This window comes from Paenibacillus solani (assembly GCF_050475945.1).
GTDB classification, from domain to species: Bacteria; Bacillota; Bacilli; order Paenibacillales; family Paenibacillaceae; genus Paenibacillus_AQ; species Paenibacillus_AQ solani_A.
Map to the genome: position 1 here is coordinate 39956 of NZ_JBCMXJ010000009.1, position 12791 is coordinate 52746.

11 protein-coding genes and 1 tRNA gene are annotated in these 12791 nt (G+C 46.0%); 2 read left to right on the forward strand and 10 right to left on the reverse strand.

All coding sequences use genetic code 11. From position 1 onward, the window contains the following. Positions 1 to 19: 19 nt before the first annotated feature. Positions 20 to 2305, reverse strand: a complete 2286-nt coding sequence (locus ABEQ74_RS11160) for an ATP-binding protein (protein ID WP_430122253.1) — start codon at positions 2303 to 2305, stop codon at positions 20 to 22. Positions 2306 to 2648: 343 nt separating this feature from the next. Here ABEQ74_RS11160 and tadA point away from each other — a divergent pair, with 343 nt between their 5' ends. Then, positions 2649 to 3158, forward strand: coding sequence for a tRNA adenosine(34) deaminase TadA (gene tadA / locus ABEQ74_RS11165; RefSeq protein WP_430122254.1), 510 nt, complete (start codon positions 2649 to 2651; stop codon positions 3156 to 3158). Positions 3159 to 3238: 80 nt separating this feature from the next. Here the strand turns inward: tadA and ABEQ74_RS11170 are convergent, their stop codons facing one another. The 3 genes from ABEQ74_RS11170 to ABEQ74_RS11180 all read right to left on the reverse strand — a co-directional run bounded on the left by ABEQ74_RS11170 (position 3239) and on the right by ABEQ74_RS11180 (position 5226). Beyond that, positions 3239 to 4315, reverse strand: a complete 1077-nt coding sequence (locus ABEQ74_RS11170; protein WP_430122255.1) for a hypothetical protein — start codon at positions 4313 to 4315, stop codon at positions 3239 to 3241. A gap of 305 nt (positions 4316 to 4620) precedes the next feature. Further along, on the reverse strand, positions 4621 to 4770 hold the full coding sequence (locus ABEQ74_RS11175; RefSeq protein WP_054404963.1) for a hypothetical protein: 150 nt from the start codon (positions 4768 to 4770) through the stop codon (positions 4621 to 4623). 114 nt (positions 4771 to 4884) lie between these two features. After that, positions 4885 to 5226: a hypothetical protein gene (locus ABEQ74_RS11180; protein WP_430122256.1), complete on the reverse strand. Its 342-nt coding sequence runs from the start codon at positions 5224 to 5226 to the stop codon at positions 4885 to 4887. A 203-nt stretch (positions 5227 to 5429) separates the two neighbouring features. Between ABEQ74_RS11180 and ABEQ74_RS11185 the strand changes: the two genes are divergently transcribed. Then, on the forward strand, positions 5430 to 5774 hold the full coding sequence (locus ABEQ74_RS11185; protein ID WP_430122257.1) for a hypothetical protein: 345 nt from the start codon (positions 5430 to 5432) through the stop codon (positions 5772 to 5774). A gap of 249 nt (positions 5775 to 6023) precedes the next feature. Here ABEQ74_RS11185 and ABEQ74_RS11190 read toward each other — a convergent pair. The 6 genes from ABEQ74_RS11190 to guaB all read right to left on the reverse strand — a co-directional run bounded on the left by ABEQ74_RS11190 (position 6024) and on the right by guaB (position 12337). Next, positions 6024 to 6112: transfer RNA gene (locus ABEQ74_RS11190), tRNA-Ser, on the reverse strand. 72 nt (positions 6113 to 6184) lie between these two features. Then, a complete protein-coding gene (serS, locus tag ABEQ74_RS11195) occupies positions 6185 to 7468 on the reverse strand; it encodes a serine--tRNA ligase (RefSeq protein ID WP_430122258.1) in 1284 nt (427 codons plus the stop codon). Between the two features lie 183 nt (positions 7469 to 7651). Further along, positions 7652 to 8242 carry a pyridoxal 5'-phosphate synthase glutaminase subunit PdxT gene (gene pdxT, locus ABEQ74_RS11200; protein ID WP_430122259.1) on the reverse strand — a complete coding sequence of 197 codons (591 nt, stop codon included), beginning with the start codon at positions 8240 to 8242 and terminating at the stop codon, positions 7652 to 7654. Between the two features lie 15 nt (positions 8243 to 8257). Further along, a complete protein-coding gene (pdxS, locus tag ABEQ74_RS11205; RefSeq protein ID WP_430122260.1) occupies positions 8258 to 9139 on the reverse strand; it encodes a pyridoxal 5'-phosphate synthase lyase subunit PdxS in 882 nt (293 codons plus the stop codon). A 162-nt stretch (positions 9140 to 9301) separates the two neighbouring features. Then, entirely contained in the window at positions 9302 to 10720 is a 1419-nt protein-coding gene (locus tag ABEQ74_RS11210) for a D-alanyl-D-alanine carboxypeptidase family protein (RefSeq protein ID WP_430122261.1), read from the reverse strand. Between the two features lie 159 nt (positions 10721 to 10879). After that, positions 10880 to 12337: an IMP dehydrogenase gene (gene guaB, locus ABEQ74_RS11215; RefSeq protein WP_430122262.1), complete on the reverse strand. Its 1458-nt coding sequence runs from the start codon at positions 12335 to 12337 to the stop codon at positions 10880 to 10882. Positions 12338 to 12791: the final 454 nt, after the last annotated feature.

The window sequence follows — 12791 nt, forward strand, 5'->3', positions numbered from 1 at the left end:
GCCATCCCCTTATCTATAATTACTTCTCGCTAGTGTCCACGGGCAGGACGATACTCACCTTCGTGCCTACTCCCTCTTCGCTTTCGATTTCCATCGTGCCCCGATGTCCCTGTATAATGCGCTGGCTAACCATGAGGCCGAGTCCCGTGCCCGTCTCCTTACTTGTAATAAATGGCTCGCCAAGATGCGGCATCAGATCTTTTGGAATGCCTTCACCCTCATCCCGAATATCAATTCGCACCAAATCATCCGCAGGACGAGTAAGCTCAATCCATACATTCCCGCCTTCCGGCATCGCTTCAATGGCATTCTTAAGCAGATTGATGAACACTTGTTTGAGTTGATTCTCCTCACAGTGTAGATAGGTTGGCTCCAATGCAAAATTCAATTGAAACTCAATGCCATGCAGATGCGCCTGACTATCGAGGAATGAGATTACATCCCCCATAATGATCCGCACATCCCTCTCCTGGAAATGAATGGCCTGCGGTTTAGCCAATATTAAAAATTCGCTAACGATAAGATTAATTCGATCCAGTTCTGACAGCATCAGATCAAGATGGTCTGGTTTCACTTGACGAGTCTGCTGCTGGAGCTGCAGAAATCCCCGGAGTGTTGTAAGTGGATTTCGTATTTCATGCGCAACTCCCGCTGCCAACTGACCAACGGTATTCAGCTTTTCCGACCGCCGCAGAAGCTCCTCAATCCGATTTCGTTCTGTCACGTCGCGAGATACACTAATCATCGAAGTGACCTTGCCATCCTCATCTCGCACAAGTGAGGTCGTGATGCTGACTTCGATCCTGCTGCCATCCTTCCGGAAACGATCCGTCTCGACCGGAGAGAGCCTTTCTCCCGCCAGCAGGCTTCGAATACGCTCCTTCTCGAGCTCTTCTTTTTCCGGTGGCACAAACGCAAGCTTCTGTCCTATAACCTCATGCGCCTTCCATCCATATAATTGTTCAAATGCTTTATTCACACTAATTACCCGCTGATGGATATCCGTTGTGTGAATCGCATCCGCCGTCTGATTAATGACCGACTCCAAATATTCCTTAACGGATTGATTCTCCTCGACCATTTGCTTCAACTGGCTTGTATAATTGCCTAGATTACGGGTCATCGCATTAATCCGTCCTGCAAGCTGACCCAGCTCATCCCGGCTGCTTACCTCCAGCCTGCGATCAAAATGCCCGTCCGATACATCATTAACAGTCCCAAGGATAGCCTGAATCGGTCTCGTAAAGTAACCCGCTACAATATAACTGCCAAAAATGACAATTTCCAATAAGACCAATGAGATTGCCACTAGACTAATCATTTGCTCTCTCATCACGGAGGAGATCGCTTCATAATCCATGACAACACTAATCACACTGGTTGGTTTACCTTCAGATAGGATGGGGATGAAACTTTTCAGTACCTTTTTATTATGGATGTTGCTCACGAATACGACATTATCCAGAGTGGAGACGGCTCTCTTCACAGCTGCCGCGTCTTCATCCAGAATTCCATAGTCGTATGTGCCAAAGGTAATCGGCCGATTGCGGAGCTTATGATGGACTACATCCGTTCCATCTTCACTCATATATTCATTGCCAAATGTTTCCGGGTTGATTCCCGTTACTTCCAATATCCGTGGATTTGATCGGAGCGTCTCCTCCACAACCGTGTCCGGGCTAATGATCTTGACAAAGTCTTTAATATTCGAATTCCGAATGAAGGGATCAATGATATAATTGCGGTTTCCATCATAATAATATCCCCATTTATCAATAAATTCGGGATTAGAAGTGGAGAACTCAAACGGTCCTGACCAGAAATGGTCCCCACGCTGTCCCTCCGTAACGGAAACAACTTTACCATATTGGAACAATTCGAGAAAAGCCGTATGCCAGTATCCCCAATTCTTTGTCGGAAGGCCGATTTCTTCCGGAGCGGAGGAACGGGCGACAACAATATCATTGTCTCTACGCACAAGCAATGAAATATGATTGACACCAATCTCCTTACTCAATTCCTCCAATTGCTGATTGGTTATATTATTAATATCCGGATCCAAAGATTTCGCCGCACTGATTGCAGCCACCTTCAGCATATCACCGAATATCTCATCCACATATCCAGAACTGAATCGGGTTTGCTGGACCGTAATGGCAATTTGTTTAGCTGCCATCACCATTTTGGTTTCACTGTCCTGCTGCAAATTTTCCTGGGTTGTGTAATAGTTCAGCGCGATGTTGAGCAGCAGAATAAATAATACCGATATAGATAAAACCATCGATAATTTCGTCTTAATCGACAAGTGGCATCTTCACCTTTCTGCTGTCACATAGACGACTTGCGAATCTAATATCCTCATGATACCTTGATCACGAACGTTTGAAAAGACAAGTCACCGCAAGGCGACAAGCTTTTTCCCACCTTTCATTGCTAATGAAATCAGGAATCCATTACAATTAAGAGGTCAGCTTCCCTTATAAAAACGACGTATCCACATTTTGCGCACAAATACACAACTTATCTGGGGATAATGTGTATAACTTTGTGCATAACCATTTATTTATCCACAGTTCTGTCCACATCATGTTAACAAACGAATAAATGTTCGTTGAACATTGGGTATAAATGCAGGGTTTTGAGTGGTTATGAAAGGAGACTTTAGTTTGATATCAAATTCAATAGACCTAAATGCTGTGGATAACCACAATCATGAATACTGGATGAGAGAAGCCATCGCCGAGGCGCGAAAGGCTGAAGCCCTGGGTGAAGTCCCCATTGGTGCTGTCATTGTGCGTGATGATGAAATTATTGGACGGGGATTTAACCTTAGAGAAACTACATATGATGGAACAGCCCATGCTGAGATGGTCGCCATACGCAGTGCGAGCAAACATCTAGGTGCCTGGCGGCTGCTCGACTGCCGGCTGTATGTGACGCTGGAACCATGCCCCATGTGTGCCGGTGCAATCGTCCAGTCCCGAATTCCACAGCTCATCTATGGAACGAGTGATCCTAAGGCAGGCTGTGCGGGAACCCTGATGAATTTACTACAAGAACCCCGTTTTAATCACAGGACAATCGTGGTGGATGGTGTGTTGCAGGAAGAATGTGCCGACTTGCTGACTTCGTTCTTTCGTCGCTTGCGAGGTAAATGAACCAATGTATGATTCATATGTAAAGAAACAGCAGAACCCGGCCATATGGCCGGGTTCTGTTTATCTGTTATGAGTAATGATTAATAACTGCCCATCGATTCCTCAAATTGCTCCATCGTGATGACGTCAGCATCTTTTGGAATACCGATTTTGAATTCTGCTTTCTCGTTGATGTTGGTGTACTGGGTGCTGCCCTTTACAGCCAACTTCACATTCTCGTTTGTTTCTGGATCATTGAAATCCACATTCATTACGACATCCTGATAAGCAGGGAAGTCCTTCTTGTCGATCGCCGTATTGATGTTGAATGTATTGATCTTCATATATTTCTGCATTTCTTCCATATCTGCCTTGAATTCATCTTGATTCACTGTAGATACTTCAGCTTTAGCCGTATCGATATCTTCTTGGGTCAGACCCAGGAATTCGCGGTACTCATCTTTAGCTGCAATGTCAACAACTTTAGGAGCTACCTTGTTTACCAAAATTTCCATTGCTTCTTTCAGCGTATCATTGGTTATAAAGAATTGAACGACTTGTTTAGCATCTACGCCTTCTGGAAGATTTGCATCTTTCACATTGATCTCTTTGAAGTATTTCGCTTGATCATATTCGGTCAGCACAGCTTCAAGGATTTCATTGGCGAACTTCTGGGATTTCTCAGTATCCAGAGTTTCCGGGCTGAATGTCTCACCGGACTGCTCAGCAAGCTCTTTCAAGTCCATAACGAGGAACTTGCCTACAACATCCTCAGGGAATGGCAGCATCGGAATGCTTGGGATCTTGATGTAAATTTTCTCTTGGGTCATTACCATATCAACATTGAAGGACATTGCCATGTCACCCTTCAGATTGATGCCCAATTTCATTTCGGTTTGCATAGGATCCGCTTGATAGATACCATCGAGCGTGAGCTCTGCATTTTTCAACATCGTCATCGCTTGCGTTACTTCGGAGTCGCCTTCAACTGCAGGTATGTTAACTTGAAGGTCTTCAATGACAAATTTACTCTTCATACCATAAGATGTCATCTTCATGGCGTTCATCGCAGCATTGGTCATTGCTGTCTTAGGCTCTTCCTTCTTGGCGCAGCCCGAAAGTACAACTGTCACTGTGAGCAGCAGTGTCAGTACGATAGCTGCAAACTTCTTGTTCATTAAAAAACTCTCTCCCCTCTTAACATCGAAAAAATAACAGACCTTCTAATCATAAACCATTTACTCAAAATGAGAAACACTTTCTGGAAGATTTACTGAAAATTTTTTCCCTTTCAATTTCCAACCATCTTAAAATGAAACTTCTTAAGATGTGAATAAAATGGGGCCCCAAAATATTACACTTAAACACTAATACGGAAGCTTTACGAAAAGGTTTCATAACAAAAAAAAGAACTTGCTGTCGAATGACAGAAAGTTCCCTCGAATGTTGCTCTCTAATGCTCCTGTACTGCTCTTACAGGCTTTTAGCCTTCCGGGTTGAAATGTCCATCCTGTTTCCGGATCTTCGCTCTGTGCGAGCCTGAGAGTGGCTCCTGACCGCCGCGGTCACGGTCCTTACGCTGTCTCGGCTGCTCCTGCGCTTCTGGCACGGGAATCGACTTTGGCTTACTCATCTAATAGCCCTCCATTTCATGACCTAAACCTAATAATGATGGATTACGTAATTCTGCCCTAATGCTCACAACCTAAAGGGACTGGTCAGGAGCATCGATATTCATTCATGAACATTAGTGATGCGTGATTTGCTGTAGGGTCTGGGCACATTCATGAATATGGCGGGTATAATCGCCTACCATACCCTGTACATTCTCATTGCGTTCATCCGTCGTTGCGCCGCCTCGTTCCACGTCGATGAGATCAACCTTCACTTCCCGTGAGTCTACATACGTACATTGAAAATCAAACGAATATTCCTGCCGCCCGGCTGCACCGATATGAATGCGGATCGCGTTCGGATTTCCTTCGTCTGCAGCCACTTCTGCGACATCGCCCGGCTTTAGGATACTCGGCAGGTTTTCCTGCCAAGCATTCACCAAGGTTAACTGGTCTACATTCAGCTCTGAGTTCATCTTCACACCTCCCCTTCTCTATAAATTGCGATAACCGGGGATGTTTTATACAGCACCCTCCATAAAGCAGAAACCTACATGAAGGTAACATCCAAAGCCTTGGTAAAAAAGGCTACAGCAATGTTTTCAAAAAAATACAAATATAAGCGTACGATGGTATAATTATTTCATATATAAAGCAAATATTAAGGGGGATTTATTCATTGAGAGTTGCTACAGGTATTATCTTCGCATTTTGGCTAATATTCATGTTTTTTAAGTTCCTAACGACACAACCAGTAGGCTATGATGGGGAGATCACACGTACTTTAAGCGGAGGGCTGATCTTTATCCAGTTCGTTGCATGGGCTTTTATTTTCACCAAGCCATTTATAACCTTCGTTATTTTAGTCATCGCAGAACTGATAGCTCTATTATTAGCACTTACATATCAACCTAGCTACATGATCTTTGCTGTCGTTAACCTTATCTTCGTGATTATGAGCTTGGTTGGACACAATGAGTTAAACAAGAAGAAAATGGCGGCTAAACAAGTCAAAACTACATAGGTCTCGCTAATAAGGTATACCGATCCAAGGTATGCCTTTTTTATTTCCCCACCAGAAAGGCCGAACTTATTGTGGAAGCAAAGAGCAAAACATTAAAATGAAATCGGTTGGTATACATAATTCGGTATCACGATTAGGTTTTGTCTAACGGCCATGTAAACAAAAAAACGCACTAGACTGCTGTTCAACAGTCTAATGCGTTTCTGTCATAATCGCCGCAATACCTATGCGACAATGAATGTTTATGTATGGCGGAGAGGATGGGATTCGAACCCATGTGGAGTTGCCCCCTAACGGTTTTCAAGACCGCCCCGTTATGACCGCTTCGGTACCTCTCCAGGTGATAATGATCCAACCATATGAATCACGTGCAAGAATCATTATACCACATATTAAATTAATTAATCAACTTATTTCTTCTTCTCAATGATGCCAACATTCCCCATATACGGACGAAGCACTTCCGGGATGACAACGGAGCCGTCTGCCTGTTGATAATTCTCCAGGATAGCAGCTACCGTTCGGCCGACTGCAAGGCCTGAACCATTCAATGTGTGAACAAATTCCGGCTTGCTCTTCGGTTCCGGACGGAAGCGAATATTGGCACGACGAGCCTGAAAGTCGCCGATATTCGAGCATGAGGAGATTTCACGATATACTCCGCTCTCTGGAAGCCATACTTCCAGATCATAGGTCTTCATCGATCCAAAGCCCATGTCACCCGTACAGAGAGTCATGATGCGATAAGGCAAATTCAACAGCTGGAGCACTCGCTCCGCATCCGCTGTCATTTTCTCAAGCTCATCAAAAGACATTTCCGGGTGGACAATCTTCACCATTTCAACTTTGTTAAATTGATGCTGACGAATAAGACCGCGTGTGTCGCGCCCTGCCGCGCCGGCTTCCGAACGGAAACAAGAGCTGTAAGCGACGTAATGTTTAGGCAGATCCTCACTATTTAAGATTTCCTCACGATGGTAGTTCGTTACAGGAACTTCAGCGGTAGGGATCAAATAATAGTCGGTATCGCTAATCTTAAATAAGTCTTCTTCGAACTTAGGCAGCTGTCCTGTTCCGTACAGGCTGTCCCGGTTGACGATATAAGGTGGCAGCATTTCCTCGTAGCCGTGTTTGTCGCTGTGCAGATCCATCATGAAATTGATTAAGGCACGTTCAAGCCGTGCACCCAGACCTTTGTAGAACGTAAAGCGAGACCCCGTAACCTTGGCACCTGCCTCAAAATCCAAAATATCCAGGTTCTGAGCAAGCTCCCAGTGAGCCTTAGGTTCGAAATCGAAAGCTCTTGGCTCCGCCCAGCGGCGGAGTTCCACGTTATCCTCTTCAGAGGCACCTACTGGCACACTCTCATGCGGGATATTCGGGATCGCCAAAGTAAGCTCGGAAATGCTGGCCTCCAGTTCACGAACCTCTTCATCCATGGCTTTGATCTGATCGGAAACCTGTCTCATCTCCAGGATCAGCTCATCCGCATTCTCGCGATTCTTCTTCAGCTTGGCTACTTCAGCCGATACGGTGTTGCGGCGATTCTTCAAACTTTCGCTTTCCTGCAGCAACTCCCGGCGCCGGGCGTCAAGCTTGGGAAAATCCGCGATCAGATCGAGCGATTTGCCTCGATTCTTCAGCGCTTCTTCTACACGACTGTACTCGCTGCGCAATATTTTTACGTCTAACACGGGAAACCCTCCTAAAGTAAAACATCCATCAAGTATATCGAAGCAGCTGCCCTCCACATGTTGACAAGCCTTGGACAAGGCTGCATTTTCCATTATTACATACGATACATCTTATTGTATTTCAGCGAAAAAGACAACTTGACCCTATATAACGCTAAAGAGTCAAGATGTCTTCTCTTGTAACTATAACAGCTCTGGGGACAAGGACCGAGAGCCAACCATCTCCACAAAATACTGATGGAGCCGGTAATCATCGGTCAGCTCCGGATGGTACGATGCAGCCAGCAGATGTCCCTGTCTCGCCGTTACAATCTCATCCTTATACGTGGACAGGACCTCTACGCCTGCACCTACCTCCAGAATGAGCGGTGCACGGATAAAGACAGCTCTTATCGGTTCCTCGATTCCCTTCACAGGCAGATCGGTTTCGAAGCTTTCACGCTGCCGTCCGAATGCATTTCGCGCCACCGTGATGTCCATCAGCTTCAAATGAGCCTCTTCGTCGCCTTGAATCCGCTCAGCAAGCACAATCAGCCCGGCACAGGTTCCGAATATCGGTTTGCCATCTGCAGAGAACTGACGAATGGCATCCATAAACTCATACTTGCGCATTAACTTGCCGATGGTCGTGCTCTCGCCGCCAGGGATAATCAGGCCATCTATGTCGTCTAACTGCTCTACCTTCTTGATCGGTACTCCTTCGGCGCCAGCAAGCGTAATGCTTCGAATATGCTCTGCAACGGCTCCTTGAAGTGCCAGTACACCGATCTTCATGTTACCCCTTCTCTCTTACCAGCCGCGGTCCTGCATGCGCTCAGACGGGCTAAGCTTGGATATCTCGATACCCTTCATCGGAGCACCCAGATTCTTGGAAACTTCAGCAATCAATTTATAATCATCATAGTGCGTAGTCGCTTCAACGATCGCACGCGCAAATTTCTCAGGATTGTCTGATTTAAAAATACCGGATCCTACAAAGACGCCGTCTGCGCCCAAATGCATCATGAGTGCGGCATCAGCAGGTGTTGCCACGCCGCCAGCTGCAAAATTTACGACAGGCAGCTTGCCCGTCTCATGAACGCCCTTCAGGAGATCATAGGAGACACCGAGGTTCTTCGCTTCCGCGTACAACTCGTCTTTCGACATATTGCGTACTTTACGGATCTGGCTGTTGATCAAACGCATATGGCGGACAGCTTCTACGATATTGCCTGTTCCTGGCTCGCCCTTCGTGCGGATCATGGATGCACCCTCACCGATTCGGCGCAGCGCCTCTCCAATATCCTTCGCGCCGCATACGAACGGCACGGTGAAATCCCACTTGTCGATATGGAACACTTCATCGGCCGGTGTCAGCACTTCACTCTCATCCAGGTAATCAACACCGAGCGATTCCAGCACTTTAGCTTCAACGTAATGCCCGATGCGAGCTTTGGCCATAACTGGAATGGAAACAACCTTCATGACTTCCTCAACGATGGTTGGGTCAGCCATCCGTGCAACTCCCCCGGCCGCACGAATATCGGAAGGAACGCGCTCAAGTGCCATTACTGCCGTTGCGCCGGCTGCTTCAGCGATCTTCGCTTGTTCCGCATTCATGACGTCCATAATGACGCCGCCTTTTTGCATTTCCGCCATACCTCTTTTTACAGTTGATGTTCCAGTTTCCATGTCTCCTAGCCTCCCGATTATATGTTGTATCTCATCGCCACCATAACTTCCCCTGGCGATATGGTCTGAACTCTGCAGATGCATACATGTAATGAATCTAACTTGATATTTTACCGCATTAAAATCAAATATACAACCCATTTACTCGGAATTCAAAGGAGGTTAGAAAAGATTTTTAATGGAATCGAATAAATCTGCGAAAAAGTCCCCGATCGCCCGCAGGAAGAGGCTGAACCAGCCCGCCTTCTCTACTTCGTCGGCTGTAATCAGATTTACTGTTTCCGTCTGAGCATCCTTCATTCCTTCTATTTTATATGTGTAGGTCACCGCGCCTACCTTCGTCCCCTTAGCAACCGGGCCCGTGATGTTGGCGGAATCTAGCTTAGCTTCAAAGGTAATATTTTTGCCGCTTGAACCTTTTGGAACAACAAAAGTTACAGCTTTATCCGTCACCAACGCCGCTGTCTTAGCTTTACCTTTTTTTACTTCAATCTTGTCGAAGCCTTCCACGGTTGCACCAGCTGCTTGAACTTCTTTTACTTCAAAATTGTCAAAGCCGTAATCCAGGACTTTCTTGGTCTCTTTAAAACGGGCCCCTTCGTTTTTCGTTCCCATAACCACGCTAATCAATCGCATGCCATCACGTTCGGCAGTACCGGCAAAGCAATATTTCGCTGCGTTCGTATGACCTGTTTTCAAACCATCTAAACCTTCATAAGCATAGGCCTTAAAGTTTGTAATGTCTTTGTTCGCTTCTAGCATCCAGTTGTAGTTGATGATCGGATTCGTATCGCGCGGCCGGAATTTATAGGACTGAATGGCCGTAAATCTCGCAAAATCAGGATGATCCTCAACGATATACTTGGCAAGCAATGCGGTATCCATTGCCGACATCACGGTTTCTTTATCTTCTTCTGGACGGTATTTCTCCGGCATATCTGCACGGCTAAGACCTGTGGAATTAATGAAGTAAGCGGTCTTTAATCCCATCTTTTTCGCCGTATCGTTCATCATGGTAACAAACTCTGCTTCGGAACCAGCGACATGTTCAGCCAATGCCACTGTAGCATCGTTGGCTGAACCGACAGCCATAGCTATGTAGAGCTCTTCCACTGTATGTTGATCGCCTTCAGCCAAGAATATTCGCGACCCCACGGTTTTGGCTGCGTTCTCTCCTACCGTGACCTTCTCGTCCCATGACAGTTCACCTTGCTTAACTTTCTCTGCCACGATGTATTCCGTCATCATCTTCGTCATACTCGCCGGTGGCAAAGCTTCATCTGCATTTATGGATAACAGGATCTCTCCTGTTGATGGCTCAATCAGAACGGCCGAGCTTACCTGGAGTCCAAGTTGATCAACAGAAGGCACTTTGTCCGGTTTTGCTTTATCGTTGGTTGCCTTCTCGGTTGTCGCTTTGTCCTCCACAGCTTTCGTTGTATCCGCTGTAGCCAGCTGATTTGGCGCTGCCAGTGAAACTGCTGGTGCCGCAGAGAAACATAGTATATTAAACAGCATCAAGGAGGCCAGCGTTCTTTGAATTCGTTGGCGCTTGTTCTTCTTCACAGACTTGTCTACCAATGGAATTACTCCCCTCTACTTCTCAATAAGTCATTAACTCGTTCTATTCTACCATAGGGAGACTATCAAAAAAAGACAAGCTAGATGAATTCCATCCAGCTTGTCCAGGGAATAAATTACATATTCGTCATATTTGTAAAGTTTATTGCTTCCATTGAATTACAATGAATAGTTAGGAGCTTCCTTCGTAATTTGAATATCGTGCGGATGGCTTTCGCGCAGTCCAGCACCGGAAATACGAATGAATTGTGTATCATTACGCAGCTCCTCCAGGTTCCCCGTACCACAATAGCCCATACCGGAACGCAATCCACCGATCAACTGATGGATGGTATCCGCCAATGGTCCTTTATAAGCAACGCGTCCTTCGATGCCTTCCGGTACAAGTTTCTTGTCATCATCCTGGAAATAACGGTCCTTACTGCCTTGTTTCATAGCAGCGAGGGATCCCATGCCGCGGTAAGCCTTGAAGCGACGTCCTTGATAGATCTCAGATTCGCCTGGGCTTTCTTCCGTACCCGCAAACATGCTGCCCAGCATAACGGCACTTGCGCCAGCTGCGATGGCTTTGGTGATCTCTCCGGAGTATTTAATACCGCCGTCTGCTATAATCGGTACTCCATACTCTTTAGCCACCGTTGCACAGTCATAAATCGCTGTGATTTGCGGTACGCCAATCCCCGCAATGACACGGGTGGTACAGATCGAACCTGGTCCAATCCCGACTTTAACAACGGATGCTCCGGCTTCAATAAGGTCTCTTGTAGCTTCGCCTGTAGCCACGTTACCTGCAATGATCGTGAGCTCCGGATAAATTTCGCGCAGCTTGCGAACAGAATCAATGATATTGATATGATGTCCATGAGCGGAGTCAACGGTAATGACGTCTACCCCTGCTTTTACAAGCGCTTCAGCTCTTTCGAATGTATCCTTAGAGATACCGATTGCTGCCCCTACAAGCAAACGACCTTGCGCGTCTTTCGCTGCTCTTGGGAACTGAATAGCTTTCTCAATATCTTTAATGGTAATAAGTCCTTTAAGCGTGTTGTTCTCGTCTACCAGAGGCAGCTTCTCAATCTTATGCTTCTGTAGAATCATTTCAGCATCTTGAAGCGTTGTGCCTACAGGTGCAGTTACGAGGTTCTCGCTCGTCATCACATCGCTGATCACCGTATTGTAATCGTGCACGAAGCGAAGGTCGCGATTCGTCAAAATCCCGATCAGCTTATTGTTCTCATCCACAATTGGCACACCGGAGATCCGGAATTTACCCATGAGCTTCTCAGCATCAGAAACCAGGTTATGTGCATGCAGCGAGAACGGATTCGTAATAACGCCACTCTCAGAACGTTTTACACGATCGACTTCCTCAGCCTGTTGTTCAACCGTCATATTTTTATGAATAATGCCGATTCCGCCCTCTCTGGCAATGGCAATTGCCAAGGGAGCCTCCGTTACGGTGTCCATTCCTGCACTGATAAGCGGGATGTTCAATTTTACATGCTCACTTAATTTAGTGCTAACATCCACTTCTTTTGGAAGTACCTCGGATTTTCTAGGAACCAACAATACATCGTCAAAAGTGAAGCCTTCCTTGCTAAACTTATCTTCCCACACCTGGGTTATTCCTCCTTTTTGTCGTCTTCCTGCGGACTTTTAATTACTGTCAGTGCTGGACCGGACGGCATTTTCAAGTATTTTCAGAAAATATATTATTGCCATCTTAGCAAAGGGCCCATAGGCTGTCAAGGATTGAATATGCCCCTTTTTTACGGCCATCCAAGTATCCGCCCTGTGTGTTATCTTGTCTACGCAGAGAGGACAAATGTACGTAGTTTCCTATAATAAGTGGTCCACCTTCCACCTTTGATATCTTTTGTCCATTAAACTCCATTTAAATACTCGTTTGATTAGAACCATCTAATCAGCAGGAATCACTGTCGTTTAGTATCACCCAAGCCGGCAAGAGATAGTCTGCAATTCGTAAATGTTCGATTGGAAAATAGGAAAAGACCGTTATCGATGATTCGATAACGGTCTTTATGGTTGTTCGCTTGGCGACGTCCTACTC